General features: G+C 62.1%; 17 protein-coding genes, 1 other RNA gene and 1 pseudogene. 9 read left to right on the forward strand and 10 right to left on the reverse strand.

Features of this window, described 5'->3' with window-relative positions; translation table 11 throughout:
- Positions 1-111: 111 nt before the first annotated feature.
- Positions 112-825, reverse strand: a complete 714-nt coding sequence (locus A0257_08355) for a hypothetical protein (GenBank protein ID AMR29678.1) — start codon at positions 823-825, stop codon at positions 112-114.
- Positions 826-982: 157 nt separating this feature from the next.
- On the opposite strand from A0257_08355, the gene A0257_08360 reads away from it, so the two are divergent.
- The 5 genes and pseudogenes from A0257_08360 (at position 983) to A0257_08380 (ending at position 5,337) form a co-directional block, all read left to right on the forward strand.
- Positions 983-2,233 carry a DNA mismatch repair protein MutT gene (locus tag A0257_08360; protein ID AMR27120.1) on the forward strand — a complete coding sequence of 417 codons (1,251 nt, stop codon included), beginning with the start codon at positions 983-985 and terminating at the stop codon, positions 2,231-2,233.
- A gap of 109 nt (positions 2,234-2,342) precedes the next feature.
- Positions 2,343-2,996: a hypothetical protein gene (locus A0257_08365; protein ID AMR27121.1), complete on the forward strand. Its 654-nt coding sequence runs from the start codon at positions 2,343-2,345 to the stop codon at positions 2,994-2,996.
- 133 nt (positions 2,997-3,129) lie between these two features.
- Positions 3,130-3,810: a hypothetical protein gene (locus tag A0257_08370; GenBank protein ID AMR27122.1), complete on the forward strand. Its 681-nt coding sequence runs from the start codon at positions 3,130-3,132 to the stop codon at positions 3,808-3,810.
- A 134-nt stretch (positions 3,811-3,944) separates the two neighbouring features.
- A pseudogene (locus A0257_08375) lies at positions 3,945-4,796 on the forward strand (UV damage endonuclease UvdE).
- A gap of 202 nt (positions 4,797-4,998) precedes the next feature.
- Positions 4,999-5,337, forward strand: a complete 339-nt coding sequence (locus tag A0257_08380; GenBank protein ID AMR27123.1) for a hypothetical protein — start codon at positions 4,999-5,001, stop codon at positions 5,335-5,337.
- A gap of 84 nt (positions 5,338-5,421) precedes the next feature.
- Here the strand turns inward: A0257_08380 and A0257_08385 are convergent, their stop codons facing one another.
- From A0257_08385 to A0257_08395, 3 genes are all read right to left on the reverse strand, one after another.
- Positions 5,422-5,709 carry a hypothetical protein gene (locus tag A0257_08385; protein AMR27124.1) on the reverse strand — a complete coding sequence of 96 codons (288 nt, stop codon included), beginning with the start codon at positions 5,707-5,709 and terminating at the stop codon, positions 5,422-5,424.
- A 37-nt stretch (positions 5,710-5,746) separates the two neighbouring features.
- Positions 5,747-6,178, reverse strand: coding sequence for a hypothetical protein (locus A0257_08390; GenBank protein ID AMR27125.1), 432 nt, complete (start codon positions 6,176-6,178; stop codon positions 5,747-5,749).
- Positions 6,179-6,288: 110 nt separating this feature from the next.
- Positions 6,289-6,609 (reverse strand): hypothetical protein, encoded by a 321-nt coding sequence (locus tag A0257_08395; protein ID AMR27126.1) that lies wholly within the window; start codon positions 6,607-6,609, stop codon positions 6,289-6,291.
- 604 nt (positions 6,610-7,213) lie between these two features.
- Here A0257_08395 and A0257_08400 point away from each other — a divergent pair.
- Entirely contained in the window at positions 7,214-8,299 is a 1,086-nt protein-coding gene (locus A0257_08400; GenBank protein ID AMR27127.1) for a hypothetical protein, read from the forward strand.
- Between the two features lie 13 nt (positions 8,300-8,312).
- Here A0257_08400 and A0257_08405 read toward each other — a convergent pair whose 3' ends face one another.
- From A0257_08405 to A0257_08425, 5 genes are all read right to left on the reverse strand, one after another.
- Entirely contained in the window at positions 8,313-9,908 is a 1,596-nt protein-coding gene (locus tag A0257_08405; protein ID AMR27128.1) for an amidase, read from the reverse strand.
- A 213-nt stretch (positions 9,909-10,121) separates the two neighbouring features.
- The gene (locus tag A0257_08410) at positions 10,122-10,310 is read right to left on the reverse strand and encodes a hypothetical protein (GenBank protein AMR27129.1); all 189 of its coding nucleotides are present in this window, start codon (positions 10,308-10,310) and stop codon (positions 10,122-10,124) included.
- A 281-nt stretch (positions 10,311-10,591) separates the two neighbouring features.
- On the reverse strand, positions 10,592-10,783 hold the full coding sequence (locus tag A0257_08415; protein ID AMR27130.1) for a hypothetical protein: 192 nt from the start codon (positions 10,781-10,783) through the stop codon (positions 10,592-10,594).
- 206 nt (positions 10,784-10,989) lie between these two features.
- Positions 10,990-11,361: a transfer-messenger RNA gene (ssrA, locus tag A0257_08420) on the reverse strand.
- Between the two features lie 108 nt (positions 11,362-11,469).
- Positions 11,470-12,438 (reverse strand): alcohol dehydrogenase, encoded by a 969-nt coding sequence (locus A0257_08425; protein AMR27131.1) that lies wholly within the window; start codon positions 12,436-12,438, stop codon positions 11,470-11,472.
- A gap of 315 nt (positions 12,439-12,753) precedes the next feature.
- Between A0257_08425 and A0257_08430 the strand changes: the two genes are divergently transcribed.
- From A0257_08430 to A0257_08440, 3 genes are read left to right on the forward strand one after another with little or no spacing between them, the layout of a single operon-like run.
- A complete protein-coding gene (locus A0257_08430) occupies positions 12,754-14,757 on the forward strand; it encodes a DNA polymerase III subunit gamma/tau (protein AMR27132.1) in 2,004 nt (667 codons plus the stop codon).
- An 18-nt stretch (positions 14,758-14,775) separates the two neighbouring features.
- Positions 14,776-16,335, forward strand: a complete 1,560-nt coding sequence (locus A0257_08435) for a hypothetical protein (GenBank protein ID AMR27133.1) — start codon at positions 14,776-14,778, stop codon at positions 16,333-16,335.
- A 36-nt stretch (positions 16,336-16,371) separates the two neighbouring features.
- The gene (locus A0257_08440) at positions 16,372-18,957 is read left to right on the forward strand and encodes a hypothetical protein (protein ID AMR27134.1); all 2,586 of its coding nucleotides are present in this window, start codon (positions 16,372-16,374) and stop codon (positions 18,955-18,957) included.
- 180 nt (positions 18,958-19,137) lie between these two features.
- Here A0257_08440 and A0257_08445 read toward each other — a convergent pair whose 3' ends face one another.
- Positions 19,138-20,064, reverse strand: a complete 927-nt coding sequence (locus A0257_08445; GenBank protein AMR27135.1) for a 1,4-dihydroxy-2-naphthoate octaprenyltransferase — start codon at positions 20,062-20,064, stop codon at positions 19,138-19,140.
- Positions 20,065-20,089: the final 25 nt, after the last annotated feature.

Here is a 20,089-nt window from a genome sequence, read left to right on the forward strand (position 1 = left end):
CGAACGTTAGCTTCGCTGACCTTCGGTTGTAGTTCGCGGCCCCGCGCCGTGTCAACGGTCGTCGTTCTGGGTCGCGAACTACAAAGTTCGCGCTACTGGGCTACTGCGCCGTTACAGCATTCCTTCGTCGGCGAAACTGTAGTAGCCGTTGTCGGTGTAGATGAGGTGGTCGAGGATGGGCAGGTCGAGAAAATTGCCGGCTTCCTTGAGCTTTTTGGTGAGCGAAATATCGGCCCCGCTGGGCTGGCGGTTGCCGCTGGGGTGGTTGTGCACCAGAATAATGCTGCTGGCCAGGTTTTCGAGGGCGTGCTTAAAAATGAGCTTGGGGTCGGCCACGGTGCCGGCCACGCCGCCGCTGCTGATTTTTTCCTGGCGCATCACCACGTTGGCGCGGTTCAGCAAAATCACCCAAAATTCCTCGTGGGGCAGGTCTTGCAGCGCCGGCCGCACTAGCTGGTGAATGTCGCGCGAGCTGGTGATGGTGGTGCGCCGGCCCGCGCCGGCTTCCTTGCGGCGGCGGCCCAGCTCCAGGGCCGCCACCACCGTAATAGCTTTGGCCGGCCCGATGCCGGGATGCCGACACAGCTGCTTGATACTGAGCCGGGCCAGTTCATTCAAGTCATTATCAACGGCTTGCAGCATGAGCATGGCCACGTCTACGGCCGTGAGCTTGGTGGTGCCCGAGCCCAGCAGGATGGCCAGCAGCTCGGCGTCGGAGAGGGCGGCGCGGCCCTTCTGCATCATTTTTTCGCGCGGGCGGTCCTCCTCGGCCCAGCTCTTGATGCCGAAGCTGGCGGGCGCGGTGTAGGGGGCGGCGAGGGGCAGGTCGGCGGCGGCTTCGGGCGAAAGCGGGGGGGTAGGCGGCATAGAAGCGTTTTAGTATAGCGGCCCAAGATAAAGTAAAAACCGGGTTCGCGCGTCAGCCCCGGCCGCCCCGCCGCCCGCCAAACCAAAAGCCGCGGTGGGTAGTTTGGCAGTCCATATGCGCAATCCATTCGTTTTCTGGGGAATTTTCTTGTTAGCTATCGTGGCCGAAACCTACGGCTACGTGGCCGTGCGCACCGCCCTGGCGCCCAGCTCGGCGGCGGCGCGGCGCGGCTTTGCTATTAGCTACTGGGCGCTCACGCTGGGGCTGTGGGCGCTGTGCTTCTGGGCGGCCCGCACCCGGCACGACGGCCCGGTGGTGCTCAAAACCTACCTGCTGGCCGCGCCGCTGCTGCTGCTGGCGGCCAAGCTGGTGGTGGTTTTTCCGTTGCTCTTAGAAGACCTCACGCGCCTCGGGCGCTGGGCGGCCGGCGGCTTCGGCGGCGCGGCGGGGGGTAGGGCCACGGCCGTAGAGCCTATTTCGCGCAGCCAGTTTATCAGCCGGCTGGCGCTGGGGCTGGGCGCGGTGCCGCTGCTGGCGCTGCTCTGGGGCATGGTGAAGGGCAAAACTGACTACAAGGTGCGCCGCGTGGTGCTGCGCTACCCCAACCTGCCGGCGTCATTCGACGGCTTTAAGATTTTGCAAATCTCCGACCTGCACACGGGCTCGTTCAATGGCAACCTGGAGCCGATGCGCCGCGCCGTGGGCATTATCAACGCTCAGAAAGCTGACCTCATTGTGATGACCGGCGACCTCGTGAACGACCGCGCCACGGAGGTAGAGCCGCACATCGAGGCGCTGGCGGGCATCAAGTCGGACCTGCCGATTTTCTCCATCCTGGGCAACCACGACTACGGCGACTACGTGCAGTGGCCCAACACCGAGGCCAAGCGCGAAAATCTGCAACGCCTGGCCCGCAACCACGCCAAAATCGGCTGGCGCCTGCTGCTGGATGAAAGCCACACCATCCGGCGCGGGGCCGACGAGCTGGCCGTGCTGGGCGTGCAAAACTGGAGCAGCCACCCCAACTTTCCGAAGCATGGCAACCTGGCGCAGGCCCACGCGGCCAGCGGCAACGCGCCGTTTAAGCTGCTGCTCTCGCACGACCCCTCGCACTGGGAGGCGCAGGTACTTGATTACAAAGACATTGACCTCACGCTCAGCGGCCATACCCACGGCATGCAGTTTGGCGTGAACCTGCCCGGCTTTAAGTGGAGCCCGGTGCAGTATTCTTACCCGCAGTGGGCGGGCATTTATGAGCAGGGGCGGCAAAAGCTGTACGTGAACGTGGGCCTGGGCTACCTCGGTTTTCCGGGGCGGGTAGGCTTTTTGCCCGAAATAACGCTGCTGGAGCTGCGCCGGGCTTAGTGGGGCATCTGGCACTTGTTAATGAAGGAATAGTGAGGATAACCTGTGGCTGGCAGTTGCGTTAAAGGCCGAACCAAAAGCCTCATTCTCTTACAATTTCCCCCTTCTCATGAAAAATACCTTGTTGCTGCTGTTCGGCGCTTCGGCTCTCTCATTGGCCTCTTGTTCGCAGGAAAAAACGGCTGACACCACGACTACCACAGCGGTGCCCGCCGATGGCGCTGCCACGACCACTACTACCGTGAGTGATGCCACTTACAAAACGCGTGGCACCCGCATGGCCGACAAGTTTGCCTCGGACATGAAAATCAGCGACGAGCCAACCAAAGAGAAGTTGCGCACGGCCTATTACAATCGCTCGAAGCGCTATGACGAGCTGATGGCCAAGTACAAAGCCGATACGGCCGGCTACGCCGCTGCCCGGCGCGACTACAACAAAGCCACCGACCAGGAATTTCAGACTATCCTGCTAGTGCCGGCGCAGTACAATTCCTACCAGTCGTCGCGCCCGACTTATGACGAGGCCAGTAACCTTGATACTGCCGACCAGACGGCCGGTGCCGCGAGCGCCACGATGCCTTCCGATAGCAGCTCGACCACGACTAATTCGACCGCGACCACGGAGGAAGCGCCGACCTCGACGATGAGCGGTGCCAACGTGGCTAAAGGCAAAACCAAGATGACCGACGGCTCGAAATTGAAAGTAAAAGATGACGGCACCGTGAAAGTGAAAGATGCTGCCGGCAACAAGACCAAAATGTAGTCTTTGAACGGTGAAAACCGCTTATTAGCCTGCGAGAGGCCCGCGTCTGCAACGACGCGGGCTTTTTTTGCTTCATTTGGTAGCAGCTTTGCGGTAGCGTTGCGTTAAAGAATACGTGTTTTTACCAGTCCCCTTGCTTTTTATTAAACACAAGCTGCTCTTAATCAGCTTATTGCTGACTTTCGTGCTGGCAGCACCGGCCGCGTGGGCGCAGGCCGGCAGCCCTTCGCCGGTAGTGCGCGTGAGCGGCACTATTTCGGCGGCGGCGAGCCGGCAGCCGGTGCCGGGCGCCACGGTGCTGGTGCGGCGCACGCACCTGGGCCTGGCGGCCGATGAAAAGGGCGCGTTTTTTATTACGGCCCTAGCCACGGACACGCTGGTGTTTCGGGCGGTGGGCTACAAGCCGCACCTGCTGGTGCTGGGCGGCACCACCCTCTCGCAGCTGGTGGTGCAGGTGAGGCTGGTGCGCGACTCCATTCAGCTGGGCGAGGTGCGCGTGACGGCCGACCGCCCCGACCGCGCCATGATTAACCGGGCGCTGCGCAATATGAAGCGCCCTACCCCCCCGGTGGTGAAGATACCCAAGCGCGCCCCCAAACCCAAGCCGCTGTTTGCCGTGGACTCGACCGCGCCCCGGCCCGAGGCGCCCACCATCAGCGGCTCGAACGTGGACTGGCTCTACGACCAGTTTTCGCGCCAGGGCAAGGAGCGCCGCAAGGTGGAGCAGCTCAAAGCCCGCGACGCGGCCGAGGCCGCCGCCAAGAAACAGGCCGAGTACAACAAAGCCTTCCGCGACAATCGCGGGTATGAGTAAGATTTTCGGGCTCCTGGTTCTTTTGGATTCCTGGTTCCTACTTCCTGGTTGGCATTTGAACCAGAAACCAGGAACTAGCAATCAGAAACTAACAACCAAGAACCAGGAACTCAAAAACCGCGTAAGCCCACGGGATGAAGATTGGGTATCCTTGCGTGAATGAAACGCTGCCGTGCAGTGCGGGCAGCACGTTTCGGCTGGCCTCGTACTCGGCCGAGCGGCTGGCGGCCACCGTGGCGGCCAACCTGGCTTGCCTCCAGCAGATATTGGAATGGAACGTGGCTCACGGGCTGTTGTTTTTCCGCATCGGGTCCGATGTGGTGCCCTTTGGTTCGCACGAGGTTAATACCTATCCCTGGCAGCGCGAATTTCGGAGCGAGTTTCGGGCCATCGGCGACTACGTGCGGCGGCACGGGCTGCGCGTCTCGTTTCACCCCGGCCAGTATGTGTTGATTAACTCGCCCGACGCGGGCATCGTGGGCCGCAGCGTGGCCGATTTGGTGTATCAGGGCGCGATGCTCGATTTGATGGAGCTTGATACCACGGCCAAGCTGCAGATTCACGCCGGCGGCGTGTATGGTGACAAAGGCACGGCGCTGGCCCGCTGGGTCGATACGTTTCAAAACCTGGTGCCGGCTGCCGTGCAGGCCCGGCTGGTGGTCGAAAACGACGACCGCCTCTACAGCCTGCGCGAGTGCCTGAGCCTGCACGACGAAACCGGCGTGCCCATTCTATTTGATAATTTCCACCACGAATGCCTCAACCACGGCGAGCCCATGCGCGAGGCCCTGCGCCTGGCCGCCGCCACTTGGCACCCCACCCGCGACGGCGTGCCGATGCTGGACTATAGCTCACAGGCCCCCGATGAGCGGCGCGGCAAGCACACCACCACACTGGTGCCCGCACTGTTCGAAGGCTTTCTGGCTGACCTCGACGGGCTGGAGGTGGATATGATGCTCGAAATCAAAGACAAAGAAGCTAGCGCCGTGCGGGCTGCTGAAATACTGCGCGCGCGTGGGCTGTTGCCGCCCATGCCGGCGGGCTACGCGCCGCCCGCGTTTGCGCCGCGCCCTACCCCCCTTATTTCTCCCAAAGCCGCCGCGCCCAAGCGCCGGGCTGCCAAGGCCGCCCCCACGCAGCCGGCTGATTAATTCGACTTTCCCTTTTCCCTACCCCCCCTGTTTTACCATGAATGACTTGTTGCACGCCACCCTATCGGGGTTGCAAAATGGCCTGACCAGCTTGCCGCTGGGCTCGGCGATGGATAATACCGAAACCTGGCAGCAGCGGTTTCTGCAAAGCGGCCAGCCCGAGTTTCAGGACATTGCCCGCGAAATGGGCAACCTGCAATCGCTGCTCACGAGCGGCAGCCTGAGCGCCACGGCCATCGGCAACTCGCTGACCATGCTCGGCGACCAGACCAGCCAGGCCAGCCACCACGCCCCCGCCGACCTCAAAGCCGACCTGCTGAAGCTGGCCGACACGCTGCGCCGCCACGGCCACGACCTGCTGGCCCACGCCAGCTAAAACCGGCACCCTACCCCACCAAAAAGGCTGGCCTCCCGTTGTGGGAGGCCAGCCTTTTTGGTGGGGTAGGGAAATGGATAAAACCTACATTTTGGTTTTCATCTTGCCTTTGCCGCCCATCATTTCGCCTTTGCGCTTGGTGGTTTTGCGCTTAGTGGCGTTGCTGGGCGTGTCATATTCGTTGCCGGTGGGCTTGGTCACGACGGTGCCGGCGTCTTCGGCCGCGTTGTTCATGCTGCTGCGGGTAGTGTTGGGGCTGGCCATCGTGGCAGGTGCCTGGCTGGCGCGGGGGCTAACGGGCGCGGTTTGGGCGCTGGCGCTGCCAAAGCAGCAAGTAGCGGCGAGGGCGAACAGAAGATTTTTGGTATTCATATTAAAAAAGAAATAAACAGGGTTCTACAAATAGCCGTTAGGGCTGGATGGTGGGGCTTACTACGCTAGGCAGCGAGTTGTTTTGGGGCAGCTGCGGGCGGCGCTGGTTCACATTGCTGGAGCCTACCCCCCGGCTGGGCACGATATCGCTCGACTGCCGCGACGCGCGCTGCGGAATGAGCCCCTGCTCCCGCACGTCGGGCACCGCCGTGGGTGACTCATCGGGCGTGCCCGCGATGGGCACCGAGCCAGTAAGGCGGCTGGGCTGGGCATCGTAGCCGGTGGACGTACGCTGCACTTGTGAAGGCCCCTGAATGGTACTTTGGTTGAGGGCCGGGTTTACGGGCGGCACGCTGGTTTGGTTTTGAGCGCCGCCGCGCATGGGTGCCGTCGCGTCGAAGGGCACTGTTTGGGCGCGGGCGGTGCCGGCGGCCAGGCCCACAGCTACTAGTAGAATTAACGTTTTCATGATAAGGTATTTAGGCTAATTAACGCGCGATAAAAAAGCCGGCTGCCCGGCAATGGGGCAGCCGGCTTTTATACGGCTAAAGGCAGTAGCGTGGCTACTATAAATTCGCCTTAGTTGGTGGGCGTCATCGTCGATTTGGTCTTGGTCGTCTTCGACTTCATGCGGTGCTCACGGCGCATGGCGCGCTGGTCGCCGCTCGACGTGCCGTTGCGCGTGGTGCCCGTGCCCATCGTGCCATTGTTCATGGTGCCATCGCGCATCGCGCCATTGTTCATGGTGCCATTGCCCATTGTGCCCGTGCTCGGGGTGGTTGTGGTGCCCGTGCCCATCGTGCCGGTGGTGCCGGTAGTAGTGCCGGGGGTAGTCTGGGCGAAGGCGGCGCTGGTGCAAAGGGCAAAAGCAGCGGCGAGGAAAATGCTGGAAACTTTCATGGGAAAAGAGAAAATGGTGGACAAATTGGTTGTGAACCTGGCCTTATACGGGCCGCCGCACTTAGCTTGTTGTCTGATTCACAGTATTTTCTCATTATTTTTTATAAACTCGGCACTAGAGCTTTCACTACTTACTCATGCTGACTAGCTTAGTATGGTGCGGCAAACAGGGGGTAGGGCGGACTACCAAGTCCGCGCTACCCCCCACGACGGCGCTTATTTAGTGGCACTGCGTAACAGCAGTAAGTGCTTGCAGTGGGCCTACCGACTACAGGCTGGTATTTTTCGCAACCAATTAGTATCCAGATTTATACAAGCGGGCACACTTTTTTTATCTTATAATTTATCCGTAAATAAATTGTCTTATCGTCAGCAAAGCTTTATCATCTCAGTGTCACAAACCAGGCCGCTTTGTCCTTGCGGCACCAGCCCTACCCCCCTTCCTTTGCTACTACTCCCGCTGGGCCGGGGTCCTTTCCAACCTGTTCCTTTTCCAAACCAGAAGCAAGCAAACGCCTTCCCGGCCGCGGGGAGGCGTTTGCTTGCTTCCGGGGCTCTCGTCGCCAACTTGCGCTTGCTTTTCCTACCCCCTCTGCCCTGCTGTATGGCTGCTTTCCGATTAATTTTGCTGCTGAGCGGCTGGCTGCTCGCGCCACTGGCCGGCCGGGCGCAGGCCGCCTACCCTACCCCCGTCGGGGGCGACTATGCGCTGGCCAACTTTCGGTTTGAGAGCGGCGAAACTTTGCCGGTGCTCAACCAGCACTATACCACCGTGGGCCAGCCCCGCCGCGACAAAAGCGGCCGGGTAGTAAACGCGGTGCTCATTATGCACGGCACCACGGGCGCGGGCACCAGCTTTTTGAGCGACTTGTTCGCCGGGCATTTATTTGGGCCGGGGCAGCCGCTGGACGCGGCCAGGTACTACGTCATCCTGCCCGACGCCATCGGCCACGGCAAATCGAGCAAGCCCAGCAATGGCCTGCGGATGAAATTCCCGAAATACACTTACGATGATATGGTGGTGGCCAACTACCGCCTGCTCACCGAAAAGCTGGGGGTAGCGCACGCCCGCCTCATCATGGGCACCTCGATGGGCGGCATGGAAACCTGGGTGTGGGGCTACAAATATCCCGACTACATGGATGCCCTGCTGCCCCTGGCCAGCCTGCCCGTGGAGATTGCCGGCCGCAACCGCATGCTACGCAAAATGGCCATCGACATGATAGAAATGGACCCCGCCTGGCAGGGTGGCAACTACACCACCGAGCCCAAAGTGGGCCTCACGGGTGCCGCGTCGTCGCTGATTTTCATGACCAGCAGCCCCAAGCAGATGCAGAAGCTGGCGCCCACCCGCGCCCTGGCCGAAACCGCGCTCGCCAAGACCGAAGCCAACCTCTACAAAGTGCTCGATGCCAACGACTTCATTTACCAGTTCGATGCCTCGCGCGACTACGACCCGGCCCCGCACCTGGCGGCCATCAAGGCCCCGCTGTTCGCCATCAACTCGGCCGACGACCAGGTGAACCCGCCCGAGCTGGGCATTATGGACACCGAAATCAAGAAAGTGGCGCAGGGTCGCTACATCCTGCTGCCCATCACGGACCTCACCACCGGCCACGGCACGCACTCCAACCCCACCATCTGGGGCACTTATCTGGAGGAATTACTGAAGCTGACGGAGCCAAAATAAGCTTGCTTGTCCTTTATTTTTTGAGGGGTAGGGCCGGAAAGCGAGCCGGCGGGCGGCGGTGGTGCGTGGCCTGCTCATAAGCGTAGGCGTAGGTGATGAGGGTAGGCTCATCAAACGAGCGACCCAGGAACTGCAAGCCGGCGGGCAGATTGTCGTAGGTGAAGCCCATCGGCACCGTGAAGGCCGGCTGGCCGGTATGCGGCGCGATGAGCTGGCTGTTATCCCCCTTATAGCCCTTGAAATCGCCGATTTTGGCGGGCGGATTATTCCAGGTGGGGTACACGAGCGCGCCAAGTTTTTGGCCGTCCATCACGGCCGTCACCGCGTTGCGAAAGGCGATGCGGCGCGGGTCGGTGTAAGCCTCGCCCCGGCCGGCCACGCTGGCGCTGGGCGCTACGCCGTGGGCCAGCTCATCCTGCAAATTTTCCTTGATGTAGGCCGCGTACTTGCCCGAGGCTAGCACCTGGTCGATGTTGTGCACCGGCGCATTCGGGCCTTGCGCGGCCAAGTACTGGTTAACGTCGTGCTTGAAAACCGAGGCCCACTGGTCTTTGCTGACCTGGGCAAAATTTGGAATCTCCACATCGACTACCGTGGCCCCGGCCCGGCGCAAATCGGCTACGGCCTGCTCAAAAAGGGCCTTCACCTGCGGGTCGGGGTTGCGCTCGCTCAGGGTGCGCAGCACGCCGATGCGGGCACCGCGCAACCCATCCTTGTTCAAAAACTGCTGGTAGCCCTTTGCCGGAATCTTGCCGGCACCGTAGGCCGTCAGCGGGTCGGCGGGGTCGGGGCCGGTGGCCATCACTTCGAGCAGGCGGGTAGCATCGGCCACCGAGCGCGCCATTGGGCCGCCGGTGTCGTTGCGCAAGTATAGCGGCACGATGCCCGCCCGACTCAGCAGCCCCAACGTGGGCCGAAAACCCACCAGCGCGTTGTGCGACGACGGCCCGCGAATCGAGTTGCCGGTGTCGGTGCCCAAGCCCGCCGTGCCGAAGCTGGCCGCCACCGCCGCCGCCGTGCCGCCACTGGAGCCCGCCGGCACGTGCGCCAGGTTGTAGGCATTGCGCGTCTCGCCCGCCAGCGAGCTGATAGTCACCATCGGGCTAAACGCCCATTCGGCCATGTTCGACTTGGCCAGCACAATGGCCCCGGCCGCCTTCAGGTCGCGCACCATCGTGGCATCGGTAGTCGGCGCAAAGCCTTTAAGCGCCAGCGAGCCAGCCGCCGTTTGCAGGCCCGCCGTATTGTAGTTATCCTTCACAATCAGCGGAATGCAGTGCAGTGGGCGCAGCTTACCGATGCGCCGGTATTCGGCGTCGAGCTGCCGAGCTTCGGCCAGCGCCGCCGGGTTGGTGACTATAATGGCGTTGAGGTGGGTAGGCTGGTCGTAAGCGGCAATGCGTGCCTGGTAGGCCTGCACCAATTGCTCGCAGTTGCAATCGCCGCGCTTCAGTGCCCGCTGCACGTCGGCTATCGAGGCCTCCGTCACTTCAAAAGGCGGGCGGGTAGCGGCCTGCTGCTCGCGCCGCGCCTGGCCGCAGCTGGTGGCCAGCAGCGCGCTACCCCACAGCAGCAAGAGATACAGGCCGGTTTTCCGAAGATTGCTCATAGGCAGGCAATAACGGCCGGAATGAGTGATAACTACTCACTCAGCCGCTAAAAAACCTGCTTTCGCCTTCTGTTAGCCACTCGACCTGCAGCTAATTCAGTCAGGAAGGCTTACGCTGACCAAATAACCGGCTTTTTTGCTAGCCGTGAAACTAAAAACCCGCCCTGCTCAGTCGAGAGCAGGGCGGGTTTTTAGTTTCACGGCTAGCCAATGCTATCGGGACACAATTATGTCGTTAAAGTCTTCTCCCAGCCGCTGCTTTGGGGCCGCGACCTTCCCTTGCTCACTACTGTTAATACCCCACCGGGGCAGCGGCCCCTTGCCACTTGGCAGGCCCGCCTGGTGCTCAAGCTGGCGGTTAACGGCCGGCAGATACACTGGAAACGATTGTGGAGTTTTCATACTGCTTTTACGTATCCCTACCCCCCTAAAGTTGCGAACACTGCCGCGTTTATTTTGCTGCTTCGGCCATGCGTCAAACCGGGCCAACCCGCTCCCGCTCCATGAGCTTACCACCCCGGTGGCATTGCCGCCCGGCTAGCCATTCCGACGCTGGTTAAGCAGTTAGAAATACTGTCCATAATCAACCCCTAACCTTCTGATAAATAGCTTATTCCTAGGTAATACAGCGCAGCAGCGTCATCGGCTGAGGTGAGACGCTGACCAAGCGACGAGGGCTTTTCTTATCTGTGCGGCTGAAGCCTGGGTGCCCTGATAAATTTAGGCTTCTTGATGAATTTGTACCCGTCGAAAATTACCACATATAATACCCCAAGCACCGGCGCTAGCAGCAGCGAAACGAGAATGCGAAGGTGCCAATACTGCGCTGGGCTCAGGTCCCAGGCGTGCGCGATGGTTTTGATGAGAGTTTCCATACTTAAATGTACACACTTTCAGCGACTTTCCTACCTAAAGAACAGGGTCACAAGAATAATAAAAGTGAGTACTCACTCACCAGTCTGATTTGCTGGATTTTACGTTCCCCTGCCGTGCTAAAAAAAATCGGCCCAGGCATAAAATCTGTTGGCTGAGACGCAAAAAGCCCCGCCAGACAAAGTCCGACGGGGCTATTAAATGGGAGGGGTGGAGATGCAGGGATTCGAACCCTGGTCCAGACAAGGAAGCCAACGTGCTTTCTACGTGCGTATCTATGCTTGGATTTTCGAAGAATTCCAGGCGCACATCAGGCCCTTGAAATTCCCTTATCCGCAGTTGGGTTTCGCCGCCGAATCACGGCTCTTCGGCGGCTAGTTTCTACTTACGACGCTCCGTGCTCCCAGGTGTAAAAACTTACCCGAGCGGAACGATGGCAGTGCTTAGTTCTGAACTAGGCAGCCATGGCGTACGAATAGTCGCCAGTTGTTGTTTGATAGATTTTTTGGCGGGAGAGCTTCCATCAACTCCCGGCACGCTTACCCGCGACTTGCGCAAGCTGTCAATTCCGGTCATCCCCATTTTTAGAAAGAACGAGTCTGCTCCCGAAGGAGCAGGACACAAAGATACGCGCCCTACCCCCTAAATGTTCGGCCACCGGCTTTGGTTCCGGCAGCTGCTGGCTGGGCTACATAACGATAACCAGCCGGGTGCCGCTGTCAACAGCGCGGGTCCAGGCGGCTTCGATATCGTGCAGGGGGGCCGTAACCGTGTCGATGGTCAGGTGCCCGTCGGCGGCCAGCTGCAACAGGCCGGGCATCTCGTCGGCAAACATTCTTTGCATATCAGCCTCCGACACGCTGCCCAGGCCCGAGCCCAGCAAGGTGATGTCGGAGCTGCGCAGGGTGCCCGACGAAAGCCGGATGGTATCGTCCGCCATACCTCCTACGGTGACGAAGCGCACCCGGTGCGTGGTGCCGCCGCGGCCTTGCAAAACCTGCAGAATGAGTTCGGCCGGCCGGCCCCACAAGTAGTCAATAACCACGTCGATGGGCGTGCGGACGTGCATTTCCCGCAGCTGGGCAAGTACTTCTTCGTCAGATTGTTGCAGGGAAACCGTTTCTACGCCCTGGGCGCGCAGCTTTTGCAGTAGCTCGGGGTTGCGGCCGGTGGCCATGATGTGGCGGGCCCCGTAGTGCCGGGCGAGCTGCACGGCCAGCTGGCCCGTGACGCCGGTGGCCCCGTTGATGAGCACGGTTTCACCGGGCTGCACATTGGCCCGGAAGCGCAGGGCCGCCGCCGAGCCAAAAATGGCGTTGGGCAGGGCGGCGGCGGTCACATCGTCGAGGTTGGCCGGCAGCTTTACCAGCCGGTTTTTATCGGCCAGCCCCTGCTCGGCCAGCATGCCGGTGAGGCCAAAGGCGTAGATGCGGGTGCCGTCGGCGAGGGTGCCGACCCCATCGACGCCCACTACCTCGGGCTGGGCCAGGCGGCCCCCGCTGGAGTAATGCGCCCCGCTAGCTTTGCCCTTGTCCAGGTTTTTGATGGCGGCGGCGGTGATAGTTACGAGGAGTTGGTCGGGCTGCTGCGCTACGGGGGCGGGAAACTCGCCGTACTTGGGCGCTTCGCCATACTGGTGCAAAACTGCGGCTTTCATGGGCTGGGGAATGGGTTAAGCAAAGGTCGTAAGGGCTTTGGTAGCTGAGCGTTAACAATGGATAAGAAATCCGGCCGCCGCTGCTTTTCCTTTCGCCGCGGACGTTGGTGGCGCTGCTACGTCGCCTCGCCGGGCCAGTGGCAGATGCGGCGTAGGTGGCCGGGTATGAGGGGGGTAGGGCGAAATAAAAAACTGAAATTCTCCGGGCCGCAAAGTTGTTAGGCTGGTGGCTTTTCCGCCAAAAGCTTGAGGGCTCCGGCAGGGGCTAGCCGGGCAGATGCCTGGGCCGGCAGGTATCTTTGTACAGTATCGACTATGGAAAATTTTGTTGTTTCGGCCCGCAAGTACCGTCCGGCCACGTTTCGGAGCGTGGTGGGGCAGCAGCACGTCACTACCACCCTGCAAAACGCCATTCAGAGCCAGCACTTAGCGCAGGCGTTTCTGTTTTGCGGGCCGCGGGGCGTGGGCAAAACTACGTGTGCCCGCATCCTGGCCAAAACCATTAACTGCACCAACCTCACGCCCGAGGCGGAAGCCTGCGGCGTGTGTACGTCGTGCGTAGCGTTTCAGGAAAACGCCTCCTTCAACGTGCACGAGCTGGACGCGGCGTCGAATAACTCGGTGGAGGACATTCGCTCGCTGGTGGAGCAGGTGCGCTACGCGCCGCAGCAAGGTCGGTTCAAGATTTATATTATTGACGAGGTGCACATGCTCTCGAACGCGGCCTTCAACGCCTTTTTGAAGACGCTGGAAGAACCGCCGAGCTACGCAATTTTTATCCTGGCCACCACCGAGCGCCACAAGATTATCCCCACCATCCTGTCGCGCTGCCAGATTTTTGACTTTAATCGTATTAAGGTCGAGGACATAAGGGGGCATTTGCGCTATGTAGCTAACAGCGAGCACGTAACGGCCGACGACGACGCGCTGCACCTGCTGGCCCAAAAGGCCGACGGCGGCCTGCGCGACGCGCTCTCGATGTTTGACCAGCAGGTAACGTTTGCTGGCAACAACCTGACGTACAAGGAAGTAGTGCAGAACCTGCACATTCTGGATTATGACTATTATTTCCGGCTGGTGGAGGCGCTGCTGGGCGAAAACCTGTCGGCTGCGCTGCTGCTGCTCGATTCGGTGATGCAGCAAGGGTTTGATTTACATAACTTTGTAGTGGGCACGGCCGAGCACCTGCGCGGGCTGCTGGTGTGCAAAGACCCCGTGACGGTGCAGCTGCTGGAGGTGTCGGAGGGCATTCGGCAGCAGTACGTGCGCCAGGCCCAGGCCGCGCCGCTGCCCTTTCTGCTCTCGGCCCTGAACCTGATGAGCCAGTGCGACCGCGAGTTCAAGCAGGCCAAAAACCAGCGCCTGCACGTGGAGCTGGCGCTCATGAAGCTGGCGTATCTCAATGGGGCCGTGCAGTTTGTGCGCGACCTCACCCCGGCCGGCAACCAAAGGTCAGCGCCAGCTAACGGCGAGGCTAAAAAAAAAACTAGCAGCTTAGCGGCGGCTCCTACCCCCCCCCTGCCCGCCCAAGCTGCGCCACCCGCCACACCCGTTGCGGAGCCCGAAACCAACGCTCCCGCCGACGGTCCCGAGCCGCTACCCGTCGAAAACGGCGTGCGGGAATTGCACCCTACCCCCAGCATTGAGCCCGAAGCCGCGGCACCCGTGACCGAGCGCCACCAGGTGCGCGACACGTTGCCGCACGTGGAAACCGGCCGACCCAGCATGCAGGGTCTGGAGCCCAATCACCGGCCCACCGACGTGCCGCCCGGCCTCGTGGCCGAGCCGGCCGTCGCCCGCCCCGCCCCGGTCCCTACCCTCCCCAAGCTACCCAGCCTCGCTAGTCGCCTGCCTGGCCTGCGCGACGTGAGCGCGCCCACTGCCCCGGTTGCCCCAGCTCAGAAACCAGAAACCAGAACCCAGGAACCAGCCGCCCCGACCGGCCCGCTGCCGCCCATCGCGCCCGAGCTGCTGCAAGCCGTGTGGCAGCAGCTGGCCGACGAGCGCCGCGCCCAGGAAAAGATGAGCGACTATATGGTGCTGAACCGCGCCGTGGCGGCTGACGCGGGCCACGTTATTACCCTTATTGTGGACAATCCGGTGCAGGTGGTGCAGTTCAACGACTTTCGGGCCGAGTTTATGGCCGAGCTGCGGCGGCGCACCGGCCACCCCGGCCTCACGGTGCAAACCGAGGTGACCACCGCCGCGCCCACCGGCCGCAAGCTCTACACCTCGAATGACAAGTTTGCCTACCTGGCCGAAAAGTATCCGGCCTTGCAGGAAATGAAGCAGCGGCTGGGGCTGGATGCGGACTTTTAGGGAGGTAAGGAATTCGGGATGAGGGATTTCAACAAAATAACCTGGAGTCAATTCCTCCTTTTTCCCTCCAAATACCTGCTTCTTTTAGTAGTAAGCTGCCGCCCTACCCCCCCGCCGCTGCGCGTAAGCTTTGTGGGCGACGTGTTGCTGGCCCGCGCCGTGCCCGCTGCCCTGGCCCGCGACAGCGCCGCCCTGCGCCGCACCACGCGGGCGCTGTGGGCCGGCAGCCGCTACGTGGTGGGTAATTTGGAATGCCCGTTTACCGATACCGCCCGGCCGGTGCGCAAACCGATTGTTTTTCGGGGTAACCCGCGCTGGGCGGGCTGGCTGCGAAGCCTGGGTTTTACGCACGTTTCGCTGGCGAATAACCACACTCTCGACCAGCATTTGCCCGGCTTGCGCGGCACAGCGCGGGCGCTGCGGGCCGCCCGGCTGGGAGCGCTGGGCTACCAGCCCGATTCGCTGGCCGGCTGCCTGCCCACCGTGCTGGGGCCGGATAGCAGCGTGGCCGTGTTTGCTTATTCGGCTTTAACGCAAAGAATACCCGGTGAGGGCTGCGTGTGCGGGCGCGACGCGGCGACGCTCTGCGAGCGGCTGGCGACGTACAAAACACTATTCCCGGAGCGGGCGGTGCTGGTGTATCTGCACTGGGGCACCGAGTATGCGGCGCGGCCCGACGCCGGGCAGCGGCAACTGGCGCACGACCTCATCGATGCGGGCGCGGCGGCCGTGGTGGGGGCGCACCCGCACGTGGTGCAGCCGGTGGAGTTCTACCGGGGCCGGCCCATTATCTACAGCCTGGGTAATTTTCTGTTTGACCAGCACGGCGGCAATACGGCGCTGGCGGCGCAGGTCGATTTCGACTTGGCGGGCGGGCGGGTAGCGGCTACTACCATCCGGCCTTTACAACTGGTCGGCGCGGTGCCGCGGGCGGCCGCTGCCGCTGCCCGCCAGGCACTTGCGCTGCGCCTGCTTCCGGCCGATGGCAGCACGCAACTCCCCGACCCGCAAGCCACTACCTGGCTCCTGCACGCCACCGCGCCGGCCACGGCGGCCGACTCACTACCCGCCTACCTCGTGCCGCATCTGGTATGGCGTGGCCCGGCCGGCCGCCGCTCGGCCGTGCGCCTGCGCTACCTGCCCCACTGGCGGCAGTACCAGTTGCTGGCCCAGACTGATGGCGAGGTGGACCGCCTGCCGCTGGGCTTCCCGATATACCGGCTGACGCTGGGCGACGTGGACAACGACGGGCAGCCCGACGTACTCATCGGGCCCGTGAAGCGCACGCCGCTCGATAGCGTGGTGCGGCGGCGCTTGTTCGTGTACGCCCTCGATAGTGCCGGGCGGTGGCGGCCCCGCTGGCGCGGCTCGCAGCTACTATTCAACATCGTTTATTTTAAAGCCATCCGGGAGCAGGGCCGCACCTTCGTGCAAACCATTGAGCAAGAGCCGGACAGCAGCTATTGCATAGGGCAGTATTACTGGCAGGGCTTTGGGCTGGTACTCGATAAGTTTGTGGCGCGGCGGCTGGGCCGGGCGGCGGCCTACCGGACGTTTGTGCGGTCGCAGGCTTGGTAGTTAGCGGGCTTTTTCAAAAAAAGAATTCTTTTCCTAATGAATCGCAAACCTCTACTCCTAGTCCTGGGTGCCCTGGCGCTGATTCTGGCTGTTTTTGGAATATACTACTGGCGGCAGCGGGCCGCGCCGGCCCCGCTGGCTACCATCTCTACCACCGCTACTACCGCCGCCGCGCCTGGCCATTTTTCCGATACCCAGCACGACAACGGCTTTGGCGAAGTTGTGGCCGTGCGCCTCACCGACGACAAAACCGCGCTCGCCCGGCTCTACCAGCGGCCCGACATTAAAGAATTTTATGGGCCGCCGAGCACCGATATGCTCAATGAAGGTGGGGCCAGCGAGGAGGTGACGCACCACGCCCCGCTACCGCCCTTCGATTTCAACCAAAGCCTGGCCGGCAAGTCGTATCTCGATTTGCTGCTGCTGCGCAACGAGCTGTACGCCCGCAACGGCTACTGCTTCATGAACAGCACCGTACGGCAGGTTTTCGACCAGAAAAAATGGTACCGGCCCGTGTGGCACGAAGACTCCGTGTGGGCCAACGGCGCACTGCTGTTCGCGGCCGGCCCGCTGCCGGTGGACCTCAATAAGCAGGAAGCCGCCTTTGCCCAGCGCATTCATAGCCAGGAATTGGCCCTGCTCAAAACCCGCGTGACCCCGCAGGCCGGCTTCCCCATGATTGGGGTGGACTACGTGGTGAACTACCGTGAATTTGCGCTCACGCCGGCCTGGCGGGCCGCCCTGGCGCGGAATAATTTCGCCATCGTGCCCACCAAGGAGGAACAGCTATTCTACCTCTACGACCAGAACGAGTACGTGTACACGCCCAATTTCGTCACTACCGACCTCGTGCTGCAACTGCTGCATAAGTATTTGAATGGCATTTTGAGTGATGTGGAGGAGCAGCGCCTTGCGCCCGTGGTGGCCCAGATGCTGCGCCAGGGCAGCACCCAGGCCCAGGCTCAGGCCACCCGCTGCCAAAATCCCCAGGCCCGCGACGCCGCCGAATGGGCCGCTGCTTACTATGCCATCGGCCGCAACCTGCTCACGGGCAGCGCCGCCCCCGTGGCCGGCGCCTACGTCGGCGCGGTGGCCAATGAGGTGGCCGACGCCACCGAGGCCACTGGCAAAGGCTCCCTCTTTTTGCAGGATTCCCTTTACCAGTATGGCCAGTTGAAACCCCGCGGAATGTACACCCGCAACGACACTACCCGGCGCTATTTCCGGGCCGTGAAGTGGCTGAATACGGCACCCGTTTTTCTGGATTCCGATGCCGGGCTGCTGCACGCCGTGGCCCTGGCCCAGGCGCTGGCCGCCAGCCCCGAGGCCACCAAGGGCTTCCAGAATCTTACCCAGGTGCTCGATGTGCTGGTGGGCGACGAGGACAACCGCTCGCTCACCAATTTGCTGCGCATTCTCAAAACCGACTACGCCGGCCAAACCCTCGACCAACTCGCTACCCCCGCCACCCTGGCCAGCCTGCACCGCACGCTGGTGGCCGCCGGCACCGACCGCATCCGGGCCAAAGGAGCAACCGCCCTGGCCATTGCGGCGCTGGCCCGGCCCACACTGCTGTTCACGGCCGGCCGCTACACGTTCGACGGCGAAATATTATCGCGCCTCACCAACGTGCTGCGCCCAACCCCCAAAGCCGAGCCGCCCCGCCCCTTCCCGAAGGGCCTCGACATATTTGCTGCCTTTGGCAACCGCACCGCCCAGGACATTTTGCTGAACCACTACAAGGAAGCCGCCCGCTGGCCCGCTTACCCCGACACCCTACGCGTGGTGCAGCGGCAGTTTGCCAATTATAAAAACTGGGACCAGAATATCTACACCAAAACCATGCAGGTGCTGCTGGGCCTGAACGCGCCCAACCCCGATGCCAACCCACCCTATTTTGCCCGTACGCCCGCCTGGCAGCGCCGCAACCTCAGCACCGCCCTCGGCGGCTGGGCCGAACTGAAGCACGACCTGCTGCTCTACACCGAGCAGCCCACCGGGGCCGAAATGGGCGGCGGCGGCGGCGGCCCCCCGCCCCCCCATCACCTCGGCTACGTCGAACCCAACCTGCCCTTCTGGGAACGCGCCCTGGCCCTGCTGGCCTTCCAGGAACAGGCCCTGCACCGCCTGCACGCCAACACGCCTCACCTCGACAGCCTCAATGCCGACCTCCGCCGCCTGGTAACCAACCTGCACGACCTAGCCCAAAAAGAAGTAGCCCACCAACCCCTCACCACCAATGAGATGAACGACCTCGTTAGCATCGGCGGCCAGGTCGAACAGCTCACTTTACGCACCCTCAAGCTCAATCCTGGCGACCCACTGCCTGCCCGCGAGCGCCACCTCGGGGCCGTGGCCGACGTGTATGCCTTCAATGGGGACGTGCTCGAAGAGGCAGTCGGCGCGGTCGATGCGCTCTACGTGGTGGTCGATATCAACGGCACGCCCGTGCTCATGCGGGGTGCCATTTTCAGCTACTATGAGTTCATCAACAACACCCGCCTCACCGATGAGGAGTGGCGCGCCCAGCTGGCCAAAGCCCCTCGTGCCCGCCCCACCTGGCTCCGGGATTTAATCGTGCCCGTGCCGGCCCTGAACAAAAAGGCAAGCGGCAGCCTGTAAGAGTAATGGGTAAGACAGGATGGCCCCGAAGCGGCGATAGGTTCTACTTTCAGGAAGGCAAAAGAGAGCTGCCCGCTGGCCTGTCACCGCTCATACATTTAGCTGGAAACGGCCTTATTTCAAGAGGACCAGTCGCCCCGTCAGAATCTGCGTCATCAGGGCAATCAACAAAGTCTGCGATTACAAAATCTGCCCCAGCCCAAACAGCACCGTGAACACGAGCGTGCTCAGGGCCATCTGCTTCAACAGGGGGTCGAGCCGCTGCGAATCCTGACGCGCCCACACCTGGTAGCCGTTGAAGGCGAACAGCGGCAGGGCCAGCACGAACAGCCACCGCCAAGGCGAGGGCGAATTGGCATAAGTGAACGCCACGTAGAGCACCGCCGCGCCTACCCCCAGCAGCAGCAGCAGCCAGTGGTAGCGCCGGGCGTGGCGCGGCCCCAGCCGCACCGGCACCGTAATTTTACCGGCCAGCTTGTCCGACACGATATCGCGGATGTTGTTGACATTCAGCACCGCCGTGGCAAAACAGCCCAGCGCGGCGGCGGGCAGCAGCACGTTGAAGGGCAGCGCGTGGGCCAGCGTATGCTCGTGCGAGTAAGCTTGCAGAAAGTACGTGCCGCACACGCCCACAATGCCGAAAAACAGGAACACCGACACGTCGCCCAGCCCCGCGTAGCCGTAGGGATTGCTGCCCGCCGTGTAGTTCACGGCCGCCCAGATAGCCGCCAGGCCCAGCACCAGAAACGCCAGCAGCACCCACGCGCCCGCCACGCCCAGCGCCACCAGCAGCAGCAGTAGTCCGCTCACGAACGCCGCCGCCCCGAAGCCCCACATGGCGCGCTTCATCTGCACCGGCGTGATGGCCCCGCTCTGCACCGCCCGCAATGGCCCCTGCCGATGCACGCTGTCGGCCCCGTTCATAGAGTCGCCGTAGTCGTTGGCCAGGTTGCTAAGTATCTGGAGTAGAATGGTCGTCACGGCCGCCAGCGCCACCACCGGGCCATTAAAATGCCCGGTCGCCTTCGCCAAAAAGCCACCCGTGAGGATGCTGGCCAAAGCGAGGGGTAGGGTGCGGGGACGAAACGCGGAAATCCAGGGCGACATGGGGTTAATGGACTGATTGTTAGCT

Source organism: Hymenobacter psoromatis (assembly GCA_001596155.1).
Taxonomy (GTDB): Bacteria; Bacteroidota; Bacteroidia; order Cytophagales; family Hymenobacteraceae; genus Hymenobacter.